At 74.0% G+C, this 19,671-nt stretch carries 17 protein-coding genes; 5 read left to right on the top strand and 12 right to left on the bottom strand.

The features are described 5' to 3' along the window. Window positions 1-98: 98 nt before the first annotated feature. The 3 genes from D5H75_RS08350 to D5H75_RS41360 form a co-directional block, all read right to left on the bottom strand. Entirely contained in the window at window positions 99-1,109 is a 1,011-nt protein-coding gene (locus D5H75_RS08350; RefSeq protein ID WP_119925730.1) for an acetamidase/formamidase family protein, read from the bottom strand. After that, a complete protein-coding gene (locus D5H75_RS08345; RefSeq protein ID WP_119925729.1) occupies window positions 1,106-2,497 on the bottom strand; it encodes an APC family permease in 1,392 nt (463 codons plus the stop codon). The genes D5H75_RS08350 and D5H75_RS08345 overlap by 4 nt, the downstream gene beginning before the upstream one ends. A 94-nt stretch (window positions 2,498-2,591) precedes the next feature. Beyond that, window positions 2,592-3,686: a substrate-binding domain-containing protein gene (locus D5H75_RS41360; protein ID WP_242454060.1), complete on the bottom strand. Its 1,095-nt coding sequence runs from the start codon at window positions 3,684-3,686 to the stop codon at window positions 2,592-2,594. Between the two features lie 21 nt (window positions 3,687-3,707). On the opposite strand from D5H75_RS41360, the gene D5H75_RS41355 reads away from it, so the two are divergent. The 5 genes from D5H75_RS41355 (at window position 3,708) to D5H75_RS08320 (ending at window position 10,234) form a co-directional block, all read left to right on the top strand. Further along, window positions 3,708-4,139 carry a MarR family winged helix-turn-helix transcriptional regulator gene (locus D5H75_RS41355; protein WP_202637931.1) on the top strand — a complete coding sequence of 144 codons (432 nt, stop codon included), beginning with the start codon at window positions 3,708-3,710 and terminating at the stop codon, window positions 4,137-4,139. 361 nt (window positions 4,140-4,500) lie between these two features. Then, on the top strand, window positions 4,501-5,484 hold the full coding sequence (locus D5H75_RS08335; protein ID WP_119925728.1) for an ABC transporter permease: 984 nt from the start codon (window positions 4,501-4,503) through the stop codon (window positions 5,482-5,484). Window positions 5,485-5,497: 13 nt separating this feature from the next. Next, on the top strand, window positions 5,498-6,415 hold the full coding sequence (locus D5H75_RS08330) for an ABC transporter permease (protein ID WP_119925973.1): 918 nt from the start codon (window positions 5,498-5,500) through the stop codon (window positions 6,413-6,415). Further along, window positions 6,412-8,475, top strand: a complete 2,064-nt coding sequence (locus tag D5H75_RS08325) for a dipeptide ABC transporter ATP-binding protein (protein WP_119925727.1) — start codon at window positions 6,412-6,414, stop codon at window positions 8,473-8,475. The genes D5H75_RS08330 and D5H75_RS08325 overlap by 4 nt, the downstream gene beginning before the upstream one ends. Before the next feature lie 37 nt (window positions 8,476-8,512). Continuing rightward, window positions 8,513-10,234: an ABC transporter family substrate-binding protein gene (locus tag D5H75_RS08320; protein WP_242454059.1), complete on the top strand. Its 1,722-nt coding sequence runs from the start codon at window positions 8,513-8,515 to the stop codon at window positions 10,232-10,234. 39 nt (window positions 10,235-10,273) lie between these two features. On the opposite strand, the gene D5H75_RS08315 is transcribed toward D5H75_RS08320, so the two are convergent. From D5H75_RS08315 to D5H75_RS08275, 9 genes are all read right to left on the bottom strand, one after another. Continuing rightward, on the bottom strand, window positions 10,274-11,128 hold the full coding sequence (locus D5H75_RS08315; protein WP_119925725.1) for a 5-oxoprolinase subunit C family protein: 855 nt from the start codon (window positions 11,126-11,128) through the stop codon (window positions 10,274-10,276). After that, window positions 11,115-11,729, bottom strand: coding sequence for a 5-oxoprolinase subunit B family protein (locus tag D5H75_RS08310; protein ID WP_119925724.1), 615 nt, complete (start codon window positions 11,727-11,729; stop codon window positions 11,115-11,117). Before D5H75_RS08310 ends, D5H75_RS08315 begins: the two co-directional genes overlap by 14 nt. Continuing rightward, the gene (locus tag D5H75_RS08305; protein ID WP_242454097.1) at window positions 11,726-12,481 is read right to left on the bottom strand and encodes a LamB/YcsF family protein; all 756 of its coding nucleotides are present in this window, start codon (window positions 12,479-12,481) and stop codon (window positions 11,726-11,728) included. Before D5H75_RS08305 ends, D5H75_RS08310 begins: the two co-directional genes overlap by 4 nt. Window positions 12,482-12,583: 102 nt before the next feature. Further along, a complete protein-coding gene (locus D5H75_RS08300) occupies window positions 12,584-13,375 on the bottom strand; it encodes a putative hydro-lyase (protein WP_119925722.1) in 792 nt (263 codons plus the stop codon). A gap of 86 nt (window positions 13,376-13,461) precedes the next feature. Further along, window positions 13,462-15,393, bottom strand: a complete 1,932-nt coding sequence (locus D5H75_RS08295; protein WP_119925972.1) for an ABC1 kinase family protein — start codon at window positions 15,391-15,393, stop codon at window positions 13,462-13,464. 136 nt (window positions 15,394-15,529) lie between these two features. Beyond that, complete coding sequence (locus tag D5H75_RS08290) at window positions 15,530-16,309, bottom strand: thioesterase family protein (protein WP_202637930.1); 780 nt, start codon at window positions 16,307-16,309, stop codon at window positions 15,530-15,532. A gap of 155 nt (window positions 16,310-16,464) precedes the next feature. Beyond that, window positions 16,465-16,788 (bottom strand): DMT family transporter, encoded by a 324-nt coding sequence (locus tag D5H75_RS08285; RefSeq protein ID WP_119925720.1) that lies wholly within the window; start codon window positions 16,786-16,788, stop codon window positions 16,465-16,467. 458 nt (window positions 16,789-17,246) lie between these two features. Beyond that, a complete protein-coding gene (locus D5H75_RS08280) occupies window positions 17,247-18,761 on the bottom strand; it encodes a hypothetical protein (protein ID WP_119925971.1) in 1,515 nt (504 codons plus the stop codon). A 420-nt stretch (window positions 18,762-19,181) separates the two neighbouring features. Beyond that, window positions 19,182-19,424 (bottom strand): hypothetical protein, encoded by a 243-nt coding sequence (locus tag D5H75_RS08275; RefSeq protein WP_242454058.1) that lies wholly within the window; start codon window positions 19,422-19,424, stop codon window positions 19,182-19,184. Between the last annotated feature and the right edge of the window lie 247 nt (window positions 19,425-19,671).

Below are 19,671 nucleotides of genomic sequence, written 5' to 3'. Positions count from 1 at the left end.
GCCCCCCGGGCCCCCGGCCGCGCGCCCCGCCGTACGGCCCCGCGCCGCCGTACGGCGGGGCGGCGCGCGTCACGGCGGGGCGGCGGCAGCCGTACGGCTCAGCGCTCGTTCAGGTAGCGCTCGCCCAGGGCGCGCAGGCGGGCGTGGACCCCGTCGTACGGCACGGCCGCGCCCAGGTAGTCCTTGGGGAGCTTGGCGAGCATCGTGTAGTTGGTGTCGCACACGTTCCCCACCGGGGCCTGCCCGGCCTGGCTCACGAGCTGGTAGGCGTCCAGCAGCTCCAGCCCGGTCAGCGCGGACGTCCAGGTGACCAGGTCGTGCTGGCTGATCCGGTACGCGTCCTCCAGCGGCCGCGCCGAGCCCGTGGACATGATGTGCCCGTCGTCCTCGAACCGGGGCCACGGCGTCCCCGCGCCCTTGATCAGGTCCACCGCGACCACGGTGTTCATGGCGGCCTCGACGGCGGTCCCGCACACCTCGCCGTGCCCCTGGCGGCAGTGCCCGTCGCCGATCGCGAACAGCGCCCCCTCGACGTTGACGCCGAAGTACGCCGTCACGCCCGCGCGCAGCTCGGGGCTGTCCATGTTGCCGCCGTGCGCGTCCGGCGTGATCGTCATCCGCGCCTCGGAGGCCCCCGGGGCGACGCCGACCGTGCCGTGCATCGGGTCCAGCGGCATCTCGGCGACGTAGTCCCCGCGGCGGGCGTGGTAGCGGACGACGCCCTTCCCGGCGTCCACGTCGTACATCCACACGCGCTCCTCCAGCGGCGGCTGGAGCGTGGCGGTGGTGTGCGTGGAGGTGAGCGCCCCGAAGTGGGGGAACGTCGTGGAGACCGCCCAGTCGCGGGCGGGCTCGATCGAGACGAAGTGCAGCGCGAGCGTGTCGCCCGGCTCGGCCCCCTCCACGAAGAACGGCCCGGTCACCGGGTTCAGGTACGGGAACTCGCACACGGCGGAGGGCAGGTCGTCCACCCCGCGCACGCGCCCGCCGAAGCAGTCCTCGGTGTAGAGCTCGAGGACGGTCCCCGGCGCGACCCGCCGCACCGGCGGCCGACCGCCGAAGGTGTAGGAGAGTTCGGCCGGCTCCGGCCGGTAGCTGACGACGTTCATGGGCGGTCCATCCACGGGAGAGAGGGCCTGCGGCCCCGCAGGTACATGACGGCGAGCAGGATCACGCCCGCGCCGAGCCAGGCGAAGCCGAGGAGCTGCGCGTGGACGCTGGCGTTGATCACGACGAAGAGCAGGACGAGGAAGCCCGCGCCCGGCAGGACCAGGTGGCGCAGCCAGTCCCGGCTGCCGCCGCGCACGACGTGGTGCCAGAACACCGACACGTGCAGGGCCAGGAACGCGGTCATCGCGCCGAAGTTCACCAGCGACCCCAGCAGGCTCACGCCGTCGCCGTAGAAGGCGGCGCCGAGGCCCACGGCGAGCGACACGAGCGCGACCAGGAACGTCGCGTTGACCGGGACCCGCCGCCGCTCGTCCACCTTGGCGAGGAACGCCGGGAGCTGCCGGTCCCTGGCCATGGCGTACAGCAGGCGCGAGGTGGCGGCCTGGGCGACCAGCGAGTTGGCGAAGCCCCACGCGACGGCCGTCGCGGCGGCGGTGAGCACGGCGAGCCAGGAGCCCCCGGCGTACGCCGCGACGTCGTAGAAGGCGTCGTCCACGTTCGCGTCCGGGGCGAGCAGCGCGGCGCGGTCGGTGACCAGCATGGACGCGACCCAGGTCTGGACGATGAAGAGCGCGCCGGCCAGCCCGAGCGCGGCGACCATGGACCGGCCCAGGCGGCCGGCCTCCTCGCGGCTCTCCTCGGCGAGCGTGGAGATCCCGTCGAAGCCGAGGAACGACAGCACCGCGACCGACACGGCCCCGAAGATCAGCGGCCAGCTGAACGTGCCGGGATCGAAGATCGGCGAGGTGGGCGATCCCGAGCCCTTGCCGTTCGCGAGCGCGACGAGGCCGATCACGATGAAGACCGCCAGCACGGCCAGCTCGGCGACGAGCATGATCCGGTTCGCGCGGGCGGTCATCTCGATGCCCAGGTAGTTGACCGCGGTGTTGAGCACGACGAAGAAGACCAGCCACGCCCACACCGGCACCGCCGGGACCAGCGAGTTCATCGCCAGCCCCGCGATCAGGTACAGCAGCGAGGGCACGAGCACGTAGTCGAGCAGGATCACCCAGCCGGCCAGGAACCCCACCGGCGGCGCGATCCCGCGCCCGGCGTAGGTGTAGACCGAGCCGGCCATCGGGAAGGCCTTGGCCATCTGCGCGTACGACAGGGCGGTGAAGACCATCGCCACCATGCCGACCAGGTACGCCAGGGCGACCATGCCGCCGGAGGCGCGGAACACCGATCCGAAGATCCCGAACGGGGCGATCGGCACCATGAAGATGAGGCCGTAGATGAGCAGGTCGCGGAACGTCAGCGAACGCCGCAGCTCCTGCCGGTAGCCGAACCGCTCCAGGGTGGGCTCGGCTTCTGGAGGTGAGGCCATGGGGGCTCCTTGGGTGCGGAGGGTAGCCCGAAGGATAGAGCCAGAGCTTGAAAATGAAAAGGTTCAACATCTAAGAGAGACCTGTGATCGCCGGTCACAGCGCGGCGATCACGTCGAAGTCCAGGCCGTCCGCCCGGGCCAGGTGCACGCCGCGGTCCACCCGGCCGTCCGCCAGGGTCAGCCGGCCCCGCCCGCCGGTCACCGCCGTCCCGTCCGCCACCGCCTCCACCGCCGCGACCGAGGCCGAGCCCGCCCGCCGGATCAGCTCGGCGGTCATCAGCACGCCCTCGTAACAGCCCTGCGCGTGGGCGTTGAGCAGCGGCGCGCCCGGCCCGAACCGGCGGGCGTACCGCTCCGCCAGGCCGAGGCCGGCGTCCGTCGTGACCCCGCCGAAGTACCCCATCGCGGCGTACAGCTCCCCGCTGGCGTCCCCGCCCGCGCCCAGCAGCCCGTGCTCCTCCAGCGCCCCGCACAACCGCGCGAAGGTCCGCCCGCTCTCCGCGCACGCCCGGTTGAACGCCACGAGGTCGCTCCCCACCAGGCTCAGCAGCACGGCGTCCGCCCGCGCCGCCGAGATCGCGTCCAGCAGCGGCTCGTGGTCGCGGAAGCCGTACGGCACGAACCGCTCGCCCGCGACGACGGCCCCCCGCGCCCGCAGGTGCCGGGCCGCCGCCGCGTGCACGAGCCGCGGCCAGACGTAGTCGTTGCCCAGCAGGTACCACCGCCGCGCCCGCCGGTGCGCGATGAGCCAGTCCAGCGCGGGAAGGAGCTGGCGCGCGGGCGTCTCCCCGAGCAGGAACTGCCCCGGCGCGCGCGGCCCGCCCTCGAACGGCGGCGTGAAGACGTACGGCGCCGCGCCGGCCAGCGCCCGCGTGACCGCCAGCCGCACGTCGCTCGCGTGCGTGCCCACCACCGCGTCCACCGCGCCCGCCGCCACCAGGGCGGACACCTCGGCGGCCACCTCGCGCGGCGGGCGCCCGCCGTCCACGGCGACCAGCTCCACCGGGCGCCCGGCCAGGCCGCCGGCGGCGTTCACCTCGCCCGCGGCCAGGACGGCGCAGTTCAGCGCGGAGGGCCCGACGAGCCCCAGCACCCCCGACAGCGGCGCGACCAGGCCGATCCGCACGCCCTCGGGCGGCAGGAGCAGGGCCTCCAGACTGTCGGTGATCATGCGCGTGTCGCCCGGCACGAGAACGAGTATCCTCCCTTTGTGACGATCGCACTCGGCGACTCCCTGGCCTATCTGCTCAGCCGGGCCGAACGCGGGGTCAACCGCGGTCTCGCCGCCGTGCTCGCCGCCGAGGGCGTCACCGTCGAGCAGTGGCGCATCCTGCAGGCCCTCTCCGACGGGTGCGGCCATTCCATGGGCGACCTGGCCGCCGCCGTCCTGATGCCCCACCCCACCGTCACCAAGGCCGTGGACCGGCTCGTGGACGCCGCCCTCGTCTACCGGGGCCACGACCCCGCCGACCGCCGCCGCGTCGCCGCCTACCTCTCCGACCGCGGCCGCGACCTGCTCGCCCGCCTCCAGGGCGGCATCGCCGAGCACCACCGCCTGGTCGCCGCCGCCTACGGCGCCGAGGACACCGAGCGCCTCATGCGCGACCTCGACCGCCTCGCCCGCTGCCTCGACGAGCTCTGACCCCGCCGTGACGGCCCCGCCCGGCTGACCGCCCGCGCCCCCGCCGCACGACCCCCGCCCCGCCCGCGCGGTACGGCCCGCGCCCGGCCTCGCCATGTCGTACTGCTCCCGCCCGGCCCATGCCGTACGGCCCCCGCCCGATCCCGTTCACGCCGTACGGCCGGCGCGGGCCTCGCGGGCTCATGCCGTACGGCTCGCGCCTCTGAGCAGGCCCGGCGCGGCGGCGCGCGGGCGGGGCCGGATCGCCCGGCGCGGAGGGGATCCGGCGCGGCCACCGGCGAAGAGCACCCCTTGTAATCGCAAGAGAGCGGAGTGTGACTAATATGATCGGGTGCCGTATCGCTCAGGGTAGGGGAGGCGCGTGCTCAAGTTCCTGCTCCGCAGGCTGGCGAACTACGTGCTGCTCGTGGTCATCGCCACCAGCCTCGCCTACCTGCTGGCCGCCTCCACGCTGGACCCGCGGGCCAACTACGAGGGACGCAGCCCCCGGCCCCCCGAGGCCGTGGTGGACGCCCGGCTGAGCGAGCTCAACCTCAACGACAAGGTGCCGCTGATCCAGCGGTTCGGCACGTGGGCCGGCGACGTGGTGACCGGGGACTTCGGGCGGACGTGGGAGGGCAACTCCGTCAACCAGGAGATCACCCGGCGGGTGGGCGTGACGCTGCGCCTGCTGGTCCTGGGCGTGCTGCTCGGCAGCGTCCTCGGCGTCTTCGCCGGGGCCTACGCCGCCGTGAAGCAGTACGGCTGGTTCGACCACGGCGCCACGCTCGTGTCGTTCCTGATCCTGTCCATCCCGACCGTGGTGATCGCGGTGCTGCTCCAGATCGCCGCGGTCGCCTTCAACGAGGCCACGGGCACCCGCTTCTTCCAGTACACCGGCGAGTACACCCCCGGTCTCCAGGGCGGCCTCCTCACCCATCTGGGCGACCGGCTCCAGCACCTGGTGCTGCCCACGCTCACGCTGGCCCTGTCGCAGATCGCCGTCTACAGCCGCTACCAGCGCAACATGATGCTCGACGTCATGAACGCCGACTTCGTCCGCACGGCCAGGGCCAAGGGCCTGACGCGGCGGGCGGCGCTGGTCAGGCACGCGCTGCGCACCGCGCTCATCCCGGCCGTGACCTACTTCGCGTTCACGTTCGGCGCGCTGCTGGTCGGCACCACCTTCACCGAGAAGATCTACGGCTGGCACGGCATGGGCGAGCTGCTGGTCAACTCGATCTACAGCAACGACGTCAACTCCGTCGCGGCCGTGAGCTGCTTCGCCGCGGTGGCCGTGCTGATCGCGGCCCTGCTGTCGGACGTGCTGCACGCCGCGCTCGACCCTCGCGTCCGGGTGGGGTGAGGCCGCCGTGGGCATGCCCGAGGAGCAGCTCGGGGAAGAGCTGATCAAGGAGGAGTCCGCGCCGCGGGCGTCCTCCCGGGGGAGACTCGTCGCCAGGCGGTTCCTGCGCACCAAGCAGGGCGTCACCGGGCTCATCGTGCTGGCGCTGCTGTTCGTCCTGGCGTTCGCCGGGCCCGCGCTGACCGACTGGAGCTACACCGACAAGGACTTCATGTCCTTCCTCCAGCCGCCCTCGGCGCGGCACTGGTTCGGCACCAGCCAGACCGGCCAGGACATCTACGCCGTCACGCTGCGCGGCATGCAGAAGTCGCTGATCATCGGCCTGCTCGTGGCGATCATCTCCACGGCGGTCGCGGCGATCGTCGGCTCCTTCGCCGGGTACTTCCTGGGCTGGACCGACCGCATGCTGATGTGGGTCGTGGACCTGCTGCTGGTGCTGCCGTCCTTCCTGATCATCGCGATCATGTCGCCGCTGTTCCGGGGCGGGAACTGGCCGTTGTTCGTGCTGATGCTGGCCGCGTTCATGTGGATGGTCACCTCGCGGATCATGCGCAGCATGACGATCTCGATCAAGGAGCGGGAGTTCATCGCCGCCGCCCGGTTCATGGGGGTGTCCGCGCCGAAGATCATCTTCCGGCACGTCATCCCCAACCTCGCGTCGCTGCTGATCGTGGACGCCACGATCAACGTCAGCGCCGCGATCCTCACCGAGACCAGCCTGTCGTACTTCGGCTTCGGCGTGCAGCCGCCCGACGTCTCGCTGGGCACCCTGATCGCCGACGGCACCCGGTCGGCCACCACGGCCCCGTGGACGTTCTTCTTCGCCACCGGCCTGCTGATCATCACGGTGCTGGCGGTCAACCTCGTCGGCGACGGGCTGCGCGACGCGTTCGACCCCACGGCCCGACGGCCGGGAAAGGCACGATCATGAGCATCGCCGCCGGCCGCGCGCCGGTGCTGGAGGTCAGCGACCTGAACGTCACGTTCGGCTCCGGCACCGACGCCGTGCGGGCCGTGCGCGGCGTGGACTACTCCATCGCGCCCGGCGAGGTGCTCGGCATCGTCGGCGAGTCCGGCTCGGGCAAGTCCGTGACGTCCCTGGCGGTCATGGGCCTGCTGCCGGACGACGCGCGGGTCAGCGGCTCGGTCCGGCTGCACGGGCAGGAGCTGATCGGCCGCCGCGACAAGGAGATGACCAGGCTGCGCGGCAAGGCGATCTCCATGGTCTTCCAGGACCCGCTGTCCGCGCTCACCCCGGTCTACACCGTGGGCGACCAGATCGCCGAGGCGGTGCGGATCCACCAGGACGTCTCCAGGGACAAGGCGGCCCGGCGCGCGGTGGAGCTGCTCGACCTGGTCGGCATCCCCAGCCCGGAGCAGCGGGCCAGGGCGTTCCCGCACGAGTTCTCCGGCGGCATGCGGCAGCGCGCCATGATCGCGATGGCGATCGCCAACGACCCCGACGTGATCATCTGCGACGAGCCCACCACCGCGCTCGACGTGACCATCCAGGCCCAGGTGCTGGAGGTGCTCAAGACCGCCCAGACCGAGACCGGCGCGGGCATCGTCATGATCACCCACGACCTGGGCGTCGTCGCCGGCTTCGTGGACCGTGTCCTGGTCATGTACGCCGGGCGGCCGGTCGAGAAGGGCCTGGTGGACGACGTCTACTACCGCCCGCGCATGCCGTACACCATGGGGCTGCTCGGCTCGATCCCGCGCCTGGACACCGGGGACCGGGAGCCGCTGGTGCCGATCGAGGGCAACCCGCCGTCGATGTCGGCGCTGCCGCCCGGCTGCCCGTTCGAGCCGCGCTGCCCGCTGTCCATCCCCGAGTGCGAGGCGGGGGAGCCGCCGCTGATCCCGGTGCCGGGGGAGGGGCATTCCGCCGCCTGCATCCGCACCCAGACGATCGAGAACCGCGGGCTGACCCCGCGCGATGTGTTCAAGGCCGGGCCCGCGGGCGCGGTGGCGCGCGGCGACCGGGCCGGGCGGCCCACCGTGCTCATGGTGGACCGGCTGGTCAAGCACTATCCGCTGATGAAGGGCGCGGTGTTCAAGCGCCGGGTCGGCACCGTCCACGCGGTGGACGGCGTCAGCTTCGACATCCGCGAGGGCGAGACGCTGGGCCTGGTCGGCGAGTCCGGCAGCGGCAAGACCACCACGCTCATGGAGATCCTGCGGCTGGCCCCGCCGCAGAGCGGCAGGGTGGTGGTGCTCGGGCGTGACACCGCCAAGCTGGGCCGCAACGACCGCATGGCGATCCGGCGCGACATGCAGGTCGTGTTCCAGGACCCGCTGGCCTCACTGGACCCCCGGCTGACCGTGCAGGACATCCTCGCCGAGCCGCTGACCACCCACGGCCTGGAGGTGGGGAGCCGGGTGCGGGAGCTGCTGGGCCTGGTCGGCCTGGACGCCTCCTTCGCCTCGCGCTACCCCCAGGAGTTCTCCGGAGGGCAGCGGCAGCGCATCGGCATCGCCCGCGCGCTCGCCCTGGAGCCCCGCCTGATCGTGCTCGACGAGCCGGTGTCGGCGCTCGACGTGTCCATCCAGGCCGGCGTCATCAACCTGCTCGAGTCGCTCAAGATCCGGCTGGGGCTGTCCTACCTGTTCGTGGCGCACGACCTGGCCGTCGTACGGCACATCGCCGAACGGGTCGCGGTGATGTACCTCGGCTGGATCGCCGAGATCGGCGCCGTCAGGGACGTCTACGACACGCCCGCCCACCCCTACACGCAGTCCCTGCTGTCGGCGATCCCGCTGCCCGACCCGCGCAAGGAGCGGGAACGGCGGCGCATCCTGCTCGAAGGAGACCTGCCCAGCCCGGCGGACCCCCCGCGCGGATGCCGCTTCCACACCCGGTGCCCGAAGTTCAAGTCTCTCCCCGAGGCCCAGCGCGCCCTGTGCGTGGACCAGGAGCCGGAGCTGCGGCCGCTCGGCGGCGACCAGGCGGCCGCCTGTCACTACGCCGAAAGGCTCGAAGTCGTCTAGCCGTTCGAGCGGCTAGCCGAAAGACCAGGGAGGACCTGTGAAGACTCGTCGGGGGAGGGCCGCCGGGGCGGTCCTGGCGCTCGTGCTGGCGGCGACCGGGCTGTCCGCGTGCGGGAACCAGAAGGAGTCGGGCCAGTCGCCGACGTCCGCGCCCAGGGGCGGGGCGAAGGCCAAGGCGTTCGACATCAACCCGCAGCCGCGCGACAAGGTCAAGGACGGCGGCGTGCTGCGCTGGGCGATCAACGAGTTCCCCACGCAGTGGAACGCCAACCACGTGGACGGCAACCTGGCCAACGCCCTCCTGGTGATCAACGCGCTGATGCCGAGCCTGTTCCGGTCGGACGAGAAGGGCAAGGTGACGCCCAACCCCGACTACCTCACCGACGCCAAGATCACCGCCACCAAGCCCAAGCAGGTCGTCACCTACACCCTCAACCCCAAGTCCAAGTGGAGCGACGGCAAGCCGATCACCTGGCGGGACCTCGCGGCGCAGTGGAAGGCGCTCAACGGCAAGAACGGCGCCTACCAGCCCGCCGACACCACCGGCTACCGCGACATCGAGAGCGTCGAGCGGGGCAAGGACGACCGGCAGGCCGTGGTCACCTTCAGCCGCCCGTTCGGTGAGTGGCAGTCCCTCTTCTACATCACCCCGCTCTACCCGGCGTCGGCGAACGAGACCCCCGAGCAGTTCAACAAGGGCTACGTCGGCAAGATCCCGGTGACGGCGGGCCCCTTCAAGTTCCAGTCCTTCGACAAGACCGCCAAGACCACCACGCTCGTGCGCGATCCCGCGTGGTGGGGCGACAAGCCCAAGCTCGACTCCATCGTCTTCCGCAGCATGGAGTCGGACGCGCAGGTGGGCGCGTTCACCAACGGCGAGGTGGACCTCTTCGACGTGGGCCCCTCGGCCGCCGACTACCAGCGCGCCCGGGGCGCCCAGGGAGCCGTCGTACGGCAGGCCGCCGGGCCCGACTACCGGCACTTCCACCTCAACGGCGAGAGCCCCACGCTGTCGGACGTGAACGTCCGGCGGGCGCTGGCGATGGCGATCAACCGGCAGGCCATCGCCCAGTCCGACCTGCAGGGCCTGAACTGGCCGATCACGCTGCTGGACAACCACTTCTTCATGAACACCCAGGAGGGCTACCAGGCCAACGGCGCCCAGCCCGCCAAGTACGACGCCGCGCAGGCGGGCCGGCTGCTCGACCAGGCCGGGTGGCGCATGCAGGGGAACCAGCGCGTGAAGAACGGCAAGCCGCTGACCGTGCGGTTCGTGGTGCCCTCGGGCGTCCAGCTCACCCGCTCGGAGGCGGAGATCGCCATGTCGATGCTCCAGCAGATCGGGGTGAAGCTGAGCATCGAGACCGTGCCGAGCGACGACTACTTCACGAAGTACATCATCCCCGGCAACTACGACATGACGGCCTTCGCGTACATCGGCAACCCGTTCCCGGCCTCCGGCGCCCGCGGCAACTACGCCAACGCCGTGACCGGCGCCTCCGGCAGGCAGTGGGGGGCCAACCTCTCCCGCGTCGGCAGCCCCCAGGTGGACGCCGCGATGGACAGGGCGATCAGCGAGCTCGACCCCGCCAAGGCCCGCACGCTCACCAACGAGGCCGACAAGCTGCTCTGGAACGAGATGGGAGTCCTCACGCTCTACCAGCGCCCGCAGAACTACGCGGTCAAGAACACCCTGGCCAACGTCGGCGCCCGCGGCTTCTACTCGCTGCGCTACGCCGACATCGGCTTCACCCGCTGACGGCGGGCGCGCCGGCGGGCGGCCCGCCGTACGACCCGGTCAGGCCAGGGCGAAGCGGACCTCCTGGCCGGGGCGGAGCTGGGCGGCGAGCCCGGCGGCCGCGGCCGTGACCACGCCGATCACCGGGTAGCCCCCGGTGGTCGGGTGGTCGGCCAGGAAGACGATCGGCTGCCCGCTCGGCGGCACCTGCACCGCGCCGAGGACCATCCCCTCGCTGGGCAGCTCCCCGCCGCGCGCCCGCTTCACCTCCGGCCCCGACAGCCGCACCCCCACCCGGTTGCTCGCCGGCTGGACGGTGTACGGCGAGGCGCACAGGACCTCCAGCGCGTCCGCCGCGAACCAGTCCTCGCGCGGCCCGGGCACCAGCCGCAGCACGGGCCGCTCCGGGATGGGCCGCACCGGGGCCACGTCCACGGTGATCTCGCCCGCCGCCCGCCCCACCGGCAGCACGTCGCCCGGCGCGAGCGGGGGCGGCCCGAGGCCGGACAGCGAGTCCGTGGACCGGCTGCCGAGCACCGGCTCGACCGCGATCCCGCCGCGCACCGCGACGTACGTCCGGGCCCCCGCGCGCGGCGCGCCGAACGCCAGGCTCTCCCCGGGGCGCACCCACAGCGGCGTCCCTGCCGGCGGCCCGCACGGCGCCCCGGTCACGGCCGCCCACCCGCCGGAGGGGAAGCGCAGGCACGCCCCGCCGAAGGTCAGCTCGATCCCCGCCGCGTCCTCGGCGTTCCCGAGCAGCCGGTTCGCCAGCCGCAGCGCCTCCGCGTCCGCGGCCCCCGACCGGGGCACGCCGAGGTGGGCGTACCCGGGCCGGCCCAGGTCCTGCACGGTCGCGTACGGCCCCGGGCGCACCACCTCGACCGTCCGGGCGGCCCCGCCCTCACCCGCCGGCACGCCGGAACCTCACCCGCATCCCGGGCCGCAGCAGCGCCGGGGGATCGGCGGCCAGGTCCCACACCCGCGTGCCGGTCCGCCCCAGCAGCCGCCACCCGCCCGGCGACGCCGAGGGGTACACCGCCGAGTGCTCCCCGGCGATCGCGACCGACCCGGCGGGCACGGCGGTGCGGGGCGTGTCCAGCCGGGGCACGCGCAGCGCCGGGTCGAGCCCGGTGAGGTAGGCGAACCCCGGGGCGAACCCCAGCCATCCCACGGTCAGCTCCGTCCCGGTGTGCCGCGCGATCACCTCGTCCACGTCCAGCCCGGCCAGCCGCGCGGTCTCGGCCAGGTCGGCCCCGTCGTACACCACGGGGATCTCCACGACCTCGCCGATCCCGGCGGCGGGGTCGCCGTTCCCCCCGCGCTCCAGCTCGCCGAGGCGGGCGCGCAGCCGCGCGAGGTCGGCGCCGGGCGCGACGACGAGCACCGTGCGCGGCCCCGGGACGATCTCGGTCACCCCCGCCGGCCGGTCCGCGCGCAGCCGGGCGTCGATCCGGTGCGCCTCGGCCAGGTCCGCGGTCTCGACGAGCAGGGCGTGCTCGCCCACCCTGCGGATCACGTCGCGAACGCCTCCACGCGCACCCCGGCCGCCTCCAGCGCGTCCCGCACGGCCCGCGCCAGCCGTACGGCGCCCGGGGTGTCGCCGTGCACGCAGATCGACCGGGCGGCCACGGGCACCTCCGAGCCGTCGGCCGCGGTGACCAGGCCCTCGGCCGCCATGCGCACCGAGCGCGCGGCGACCTGCCCGGCGTCCTCGATCACCGCCCCGGGCAGCCGCCGCGAGACGAGCCCGCCCTCCGGCGTGTAGGCCCGGTCGGCGAAGCACTCGCCCACGACCGTGATCCCGTACGGCGGCGCGGCCCGCTCGACCGCGGAGCCGGGCAGGGTGAGGACGGGCAGCGACCGGTCGTACGCTGCGACGGCCGCCAGGACCGCGGCCGCCTGCGCGGGGTCGCGGGCGGCCCGGTTGTAGAGCGCCCCGTGCGGCTTGACGTAGGAGACCCGGCCGCCCGCCGCGCGCGCGACGCCGTCGAGCGCGGCGAGCTGGTAGAGGACGTCGGCGGTCAGCTCCTCGGGGGCGACGTCCATCTCGCGGCGGCCGAACCCGGCCAGGTCCCGGTAGGAGACCTGCGCCCCGATCGCCACGCCGCGCTCCACCGCGGCCTCGCACGTGCGCCGCATGATGAGCGGATCGCCCGCGTGGAAGCCGCACGCCACGTTGGCGCTGGTCACCACGCCGAGCAGGGCTTCGTCGTCGCCGAGCCGCCAGACCCCGAAGCTCTCGCCGAGGTCGGCGTTCAGGTCGATGATCGGCGTGCCGGGCGTGTCCCCGGTCCCGGTCGTCGCGCTCAGGGAGGACTCCTCGTCTCGGTCGGCTCGTCCCGGCCGGCCGCCGCGATCGGCACGCGGCGGTCAGCTCGCCAGGTCCGTGATGAACATCCTGCCCGGCGCGTGCGTCACCGCGTACTCCGGACGGGAGGACATGATGACAGCCTGCAGCGTCACCCCGCACGCCCAGAACACCGGCACGTCGCCGTCGCGCGGCCGTACGGCGTCGCCGAAGTCGGGCTTGTCCAGGTCCGCGATGCCGAGCGCGGCGGGGTCGCCGGCGTGGACGGGCCCGCCGTGCGCCAGCGGGAGCGCGCCGGTCACCTCCGCCGCCGCCCCGACGAGGTCCCGGGGGACGAAGCGCATGGAGACGACGAGCGGCCCGGACAGCCGGCGGGTGGGGGCGCAGCGCCGGTTGGTGACGTACATCGGCACGTTGCGGTCCTGCTCCAGGTGCCGCAGCGGGATCCCGGCGGCGAGTAGCGCGTCCTCGGCGGTGAAGCTGCACCCGGTGAGCAGCCCCACCATGTCCTCGCGCCAGGCGGGGACGGCGTCCTCGAGGGTGGCGACGGGCTCCCCGTCACGGTAGACGACGTAGGCGGGCAGGTCGGTGCGCAGGTCGGCGTGCGGGGCGGCGGTCCGCGGGCACGGGTCGCCGGGATCGGTGACGTCGATCAGCGGGCAGGCCCGCGGGTTGCGCCAGGCGAACAGCAGCGCGTCGAAGGCGAGGTCGCGCGGCACGGCCAGCATGTTGGCCTGCACGTGACCGTGGCACCAGCCGCTGGTGGTCCCGGGCCGCGTGCCCGCGCGGAACAGCGCCCGGGCCGCGGCGGGGACCAGTCCGGCGGGGTTCTGGGACCGGAAGAGGCCGTCCATGTCCCAGAGGGTTCCCTGCCGGGGATCCGATTACGCCGGGTATTCGCCACTGGTAGGTCCGGAAATACCGGGAAATGTCGGGAGCCTCACTCCACGCGCCGGAAGATGATCACCAGGACCCGGAGCACGAGGACCGACGAGATCACCAGCAGGCAGTACCCCAGGAACTGGTACAGGCTGGTCGTGCCGGTCAGCGGCGGCCCGCCCGCCGTCCCGAGCAGGAGCACCGCCATGATCCCGGCCGTCGCGCCCAGGACCGTCAGCAGCACCTGGTGCAGCAGGCCGGTGACGTGCCGCCGGTCCCGCTCGTCGGCGAACAGCCGCACGTTCACGCTCAGCCGCCCGCTCTCCACCGCCCCGGCGATCCGCTCCACCCGGCGCGGGAGCCGCCGCAGCATCGGCAGCAGCGCCCCCAGCTCCTTCTGCACCGCGTCGCGCACGTCCAGCCCCTCGGTGACGTACGCCGCCCCGAAGCGCCGCGCCTCGGCGACGATGTCGAAGCCGGGGGACAGGCGCGCGAGCGTCCCCTCGACCGTGGCCAGCGCCCGGAACACGGCGGCCACCTCCGGCGGGATCGCCAGCCGGTGCTCGGCCACCACGCGGAACAGGTCGGTGAACATGCGCACCCCCGGAACGCTGCCGGGGGCCAGGTGCCGGGCCATGAACCGGCCGAGGGCGCGTTCGAGCGCCTGCTCCCCGGGCCCCTCCGGCCCCGGCGCCACCTCCAGCAGCGCGTCGCCGACGCCGAGCGGGTCGCCCCGGTCCAGCGCCAGCAGCAGCCGCCGGAGCGAGTCGCGCAGCGCCCCGTCCAGGCGCCCCACCGAGCCGAAGTCCAGCAGCCCGAGCCGCCCGTCGCCCAGCACCAGCACGTTGCCCGGGTGCGGGTCGGCGTGGAACACGCCCTCCACGAGGATCTGCCGCAGCAGGCAGTCGAACAGCGTCCGCGCCAGCTCCGGCCGCTCGCCCGCCGGCACGTCCGCCAGCGGCGTGCCGTCCAGCCGCTCCATCACCAGCACCGCCGAGGTGCACAGCGGCTCGTGCGGCGCGGGGAACACCACCGCGTCCCCGCCCGAGCCGCCCTGCCGCACCGCCGCCATGTTGGCCGCCTCGACCCGGAAGTCCAGCTCCTCGCGCACGGCCTGCGCGAACCCGGCCGCCAGCTCCCGCGCGCCCAGCGAGCGGCCCCAGCGGGTGCGCTGCTCCAGCGTGCGCGCCAGCCGCGCCACGATGTCCAGGTCGCGCTCGACCACCGAGGCGATGCCCGGCCGCCGCACCTTGACCACGACCCGCTCGCCGGTCCGCAGCCGCGCCGCGTGGACCTGCGCGATCGACGCGGCGGCCAGGGGCGTCCGGTCGAACTCGGCGAACACCTCGTCCACCGGGGCGCCCAGCTCGCGCGTCAGCACCGCCTCCACCTGGGCCCACTCCGCCGGAGCGACCCGGTCCTGGAGTCCGCGCAGCTCGTCGGCGAACTCGGCGGGCAGCAGGTCGCGCCGGGTGGACAGCACCTGCCCGAGCTTGACGAACGTCACGCCGCCGTCGTCCAGCGCCTCCCGCAGCGACCGCGCCAGCCGCGCCCGCCCGCCCGCGCCGCCCGCGCCGCCCGGCCGTCCCCGGCCCCGCAGGTACGGCCCGAGGCCGTGGCGGATCGCGATGCGGACGATCTGGGAGTAGCGGCGGGCGCGCGCCGTACGGGAGCGCAGGCCGCGGACGAGCTCCAGCGGCCCCGGCACCGAGCCCGTGGGCACCAGGACCTCGGCGAGCGCCAGGAAGACCATGCCCGCGAGCACGGCGACGGCCGCGCCGAGCAGCAGGAACCACAGCGGGGCCAGCCTGTCGTCGTCCGGGTCCACCGACCCGGCCATCGCCCGGAACAGCGGCCCGGCGACCAGGAACGCCAGCAGCCCGGCCAGCAGCGTTCGCACCCGCCCGAACGGCAGCCCGAGCAGCCGCCCGGCCACCGACGCGAACGCCAGCACAAGGGTGAACACGCCGCCCGCCAGGAGGACGAACACCATGAAGTCCACCGATTCCCCCGCCCGCCCGAGCCCGACCGTACGGCGAACGACTCTAGTGCGGCCGGGGACGAATCCGGATCATCCCCCGGAAAGGCGCCCAAGCCGTACGGCACGCCGTGGAGGGGGCGGGGACGGGTCAGGGGCGGAGGCCGACGAAGAGTGTCTGCGTGGACACGCCGACCTCGCCGGACTCGTCGAACAGGCCGGTCCGGGTCAGGCCGCGCCCCTGCGGGCCGATCTCGGTCGCGGCGTCCAGGCAGATCCAGGGGCCCTCGGGCCGCCGGTAGAGGCTGATCGACAGGTCCACGTTCACGAAGAGGTACGCCGTGAAGTCGATGGTGTGGCTGATGCCGTTCCCGCTGTCGGCGAACACCGCGACCCGCTGCAGCGGGGACGGCTCCTCGCCCTCGACCACCGCCCCGCGCAGGCGCCCCCACGCGACCGCGGGCCCGAGCGAGTCCACCCCGTGCAGGAACCGCCATTCGAGCGCCTCGGCGTACCCGAACCCCCGGAACATCGACGAGGGCCCCGGCGGGAGCCCGTCCTCCACCGGCGCGGGGACCGGGCGGCGCGGGGTCGCCGCCTCCTCCGTGCCGCTCTCCCGGATCCGCCAGGCCCGGGCCCGGACGAGGGTGCGGCCCTGGCCCGACACCTCGGCGGCCAGGCACTGCACGCGCTTGCCGTCGCGCACGACCTCCGTCCTGACCGTCAGCTCGGCCAGCGGCACCGGCGCGAGCACGTCCACGGTGAGCTGCGCGATCGACATCTCCGGCCGCGGCGCGGTCAGCTCCAGCTCGCGGGCGAGCAGCGCCGTCACCGGCCCCATGTGCTGCTGCTCCGGATGCCACGGCCCCTGGGTGCTCTCCGTGGACCGGAACCGCCCCTCAGCGAGCGGCACATAGAACGCCTCTGCCATCACGACCCCTCCGCGCGCGCCAAATCCTTGATCACATGATGCACCAGCGACTGGAATCATGTTCGGTCGGGGCCGGTACGGCGGAGCGCCCGCCGGGGCGTGGCGCGCCGGGCGGCCGGGGTTCGGCGCGGCCGGGGTTCAGCGCGGCCGGGGGTTCAGTGCGGCTGGGCCAGGTTGAGCACCACGGCCCCCGCGATGATCAGGACGAGCCCCAGGGCCTTCAGCGGGGTGATCGGCTCCTTGAGGAACATCATCCCGATCAGCGCGATCGCCGCCGTCCCGGCCCCGGACCAGATCGCGTACGCCACGCTGACCTGGAGCTGCAGCTTCAGGGCCTGCGCCAGCATCGAGAACGACGCGATGTAGCCCACGGCCACGACGACGGTCCACCCCTTGTGCGCGAACCCGTCGCTCAGCTTCAGCGCCGAGGTCGCCAGGACCTCCGCCACGATCGCCCCCGCCAGCAGCAACCACGCCATCGTCACCCTCCGTCCGTCACACCGGCGTCCCCAGCCTCCCCGACGTCCCCGCCCGCGCGTCCCCCGGGTCCCCGCGTCGCCAGTGGTCCTCAACGGGACGCCACCCCTCGTGGCCGGGCGGCGGCGGCCCCCGGGTCCCGCGGTCGCGCCGCGTGGCGGGCGGTCGCGCCGCGTGGCGGGCGGCCGCGGCGTCGTCTCGGGGTTCCCGCGCCGTCCCCCCGCGTCGTCCCCGCCCCGCGCGCCGTCCGCGGCTCCGGGCCGGGGTCTCGCTCCCCGGGCCGGGAACGGCGGGGCGGGCCCTTCCCCGCCGGGGTGCGCGTCAGGGCTCGGCGCGGGCGCCGGCGGTCACGGGCCCGGTCGCCGCCCGGCCGTACGCGGCGAGGACCCGGGGCGCGGCCGGACGGGACGATCGGGATGGAGGGGCGGCCGGGGCCGTTCGCCCCGGGCGGGCGGCGGGGTCAGCGGCCGAAGGCGGGGGGCCACTCGTCGGGGAGCTCGGCGAGGTCGTCGAGGGCGGAGGCGAGCTCCTCGGGGTCGTCCCCTATGCGCTCGACGATTTCGATGAGGATGTGGAGGACCTCGTGGCGGTCGTGGCCGAGGTCCAGGAGGCGCTGGGCGGCCTCCCAGAGCTCGGGCGGGTCGCCCTCCCAGAGGCGGGCCGCGATCTCCTCGTGCCAGGCGAGGTGCTCGTCCAGGTCCTCGCGGTGGCGCTCGTGGACGTGGTCGAGCTCCAGCAGGATGCGCCGGTCGGCGTCCTTGGCCGGGTCGAGGCCGTCCAGGTCCACCGTGCCGTGCCGCCCCTGCAGGAGGGGGAACGCGAACGCCCGCCGGGCCAGCGCGGACAGGTCCCCGTCGGGCAGGAGCCGCTCGACCAGGGAGCGCTCCAGGCCGAACGTGGTCGGGTCGCGGTAGGCCTCGGCGAACTTGCCGGTGGCCTCCCAGACCGCGTCGAGCGTGGCCTTCAGGCCCTCCTCGGGCAGCTTGATCCGCCGCTGCGCCCACCGCACCCAGGCGGCCAGGACGTGCGGGATCGCCTCCTGCTCGGCCGGGCTCAGCATGACCTTGCGCGGCAGCCAGTCCAGCAGGAACGTCTCGCTCTTGAGCGGGCTGATCCGCAACGGCCGGTTGAAGTCCTCGTCGCAGCCGTAGTCGATGATGTGGTCGGCGCACCGGGAGGCGGCCGACGGGTCCGACAGGCTCTCCGCCTCGGGCGAGGCCAGGAACTCCGCCGCCAGCATCGCCCGCCGGTCCCGGCTGTAGGGGCCTTCGGTGAACAGCGGCGCGGGGCGCTTGCGGCCGGGCGGCAGCGCCTTGATCCGCGCCCGCGCGAAGGCGTGGTAGGCGCTGTAGCTCTCGGTGACCTGCGGGGACCGGTGCTCCGCGGTGGCCTTCATGGCGGACTCCAGCAGCGCCCGCGCCTGCTTGGGCTCGATCTCCTCGAACCGCAGCAGCGGGTTGCCCTCGGCCTCCTGGCGGGCCTGCTCCAGCAGCTTGTCCACGTGCGAGGACACCCACACGTCGCGCGCCGTGCCGTGCTTGTTGTAGTCCACGAGCACGACCAGGGCGTGCTGCTCGCCCTCGGGGTCGGCCTCGGGGTTGTAGGAGAAGGTGCACACGACCTGGTCCTGGTCGCCGTAGGCGTCGCGCGAGACGTAGCAGGCCGACGGCTTGACCGCGCCCACCCAGTCGGCCCACCGGGGCCGGGCCACGCCGGACTCCATGAGCGCCAGGGCCGCGCCCTCGGCCTTGGCCGCCTGCCGGGAGGTGCCCAGGTAGGCGACCGCGACCAGCAGCGACAGCGCCGCGGGCGAACCGGCCTTGGCGGCGTAGTCGACGAGGCCCTCGCCGAGGATCTGCTCCACGTCGCCGCGGCGCAGCCGCTTGCCCCACCAGGCCCCGAGCATGTCGGAGACCATCAGCTCGGCGTCGAGCGGGCTGCGCACGGCCAGCAGCTCCCTGGCGGCCTTGAGCATCTCGTCGAAGACGCCGTCGGGCGGCGGCGGATCGAAGTCCTGACGGCGGCGTCGGCGGCTCACGCGGAATACCTCAGCGGAGAGGGGGGACGAGGCACAGTCACCATTAGAACATCGCCGTTCACCGAACGCCCCGCTGTAGAGCTTCTTCCGGCGTGCCGCCTCCCCCCAAATCCGGATCTTCTACCCAAAACGCCCGCCCCAGTCCTTCCGAGAACCACCCATGCCGGGTCACCCCGCCCCACCCGCGCCCCGCCCCCACCGTACGCCGGGGGAGCCCGCGGCGGCGCCGTACCGGGACGAAAGGGGGCTGCCCGGAGCGCCTGAGGCGGGCCCGGCGGGTCCGGCCGGGCGGCCCGGAGTGGCGGCCTTCGCGCGGGAGGCTCAGTGGGCTCAGTGGGCTCAGTGGGCTCAGTGGGCTCAGTGGGGGCGGCTGGAGGGCGGCTCGGAGTGGATCAGGCCGAGGAGGCGCTCCCTGGCGATCCGCTCGACGACCGGGGGAGTGGCCTCCACCCCCAGATGCTCGGCGCATATCCACACGTCGCAGACGTAGCGGTCCACGGTGTCCACGGGGACGGTCAGGAACTCGGCCGCCAGCCGGGCGCGGACCCGGGCCCGGGCGGCGGGCATGTCACCGGGGAAACGAGGGGCGAGAGCGGTCATGGACGGCTATCCTCGCAAAGCAGACGTGAACGGGTTCCTCGCAAACCAGGGTCTTCCCGCCTAATTCCATCGCCCTGGAGCGCGGTGTCAACCCTCCGTGGCAAGCTGAACGCGTGACCGGGCCGGCCCGGCCCGACAGGATTCCCGTACTCCGCCGGGGGACCGGGTCCCGGGCCTGGACGGGGAGCCGCGCGGCGGTTTCCGGGCGCGGGCCTCGCCGCGGGGCTTCCGCCCGCCCCCGGGGATC

This window comes from Bailinhaonella thermotolerans (assembly GCF_003594875.1).
In the GTDB taxonomy this organism is placed as follows: domain Bacteria; phylum Actinomycetota; class Actinomycetes; order Streptosporangiales; family Streptosporangiaceae; genus Bailinhaonella; species Bailinhaonella thermotolerans.
This window is presented reverse-complemented; position numbering and strand designations above follow the sequence as displayed.

Excerpts from the sequence above, each read along its gene's own strand:
- D5H75_RS08295 (WP_119925972.1), bottom strand. The coding sequence starts at position 15,393 with ATGGTGTTCGTCCTCCTGGCGGGCGGCGTGTTCACCCTTGTGCTGGCG.
- D5H75_RS08275 (WP_242454058.1), bottom strand. The coding sequence starts at position 19,424 with ATGACCGCTCTCGCCCCTCGTTTCCCCGGTGACATGCCCGCCGCCCGG.
- D5H75_RS08325 (WP_119925727.1), top strand. The coding sequence starts at position 6,412 with ATGAGCATCGCCGCCGGCCGCGCGCCGGTGCTGGAGGTCAGCGACCTG.
- D5H75_RS08300 (WP_119925722.1), bottom strand. The coding sequence starts at position 13,375 with ATGGACGGCCTCTTCCGGTCCCAGAACCCCGCCGGACTGGTCCCCGCC.
- D5H75_RS08330 (WP_119925973.1), top strand. The coding sequence starts at position 5,498 with ATGCCCGAGGAGCAGCTCGGGGAAGAGCTGATCAAGGAGGAGTCCGCG.
- D5H75_RS08290 (WP_202637930.1), bottom strand. The coding sequence starts at position 16,309 with ATGGCAGAGGCGTTCTATGTGCCGCTCGCTGAGGGGCGGTTCCGGTCC.
- D5H75_RS08345 (WP_119925729.1), bottom strand. The coding sequence starts at position 2,497 with ATGGCCTCACCTCCAGAAGCCGAGCCCACCCTGGAGCGGTTCGGCTAC.
- D5H75_RS08280 (WP_119925971.1), bottom strand. The coding sequence starts at position 18,761 with ATGCTCAAGGCCGCCAGGGAGCTGCTGGCCGTGCGCAGCCCGCTCGAC.
- D5H75_RS08285 (WP_119925720.1), bottom strand. The coding sequence starts at position 16,788 with ATGGCGTGGTTGCTGCTGGCGGGGGCGATCGTGGCGGAGGTCCTGGCG.
- D5H75_RS08350 (WP_119925730.1), bottom strand. The coding sequence starts at position 1,109 with ATGAACGTCGTCAGCTACCGGCCGGAGCCGGCCGAACTCTCCTACACC.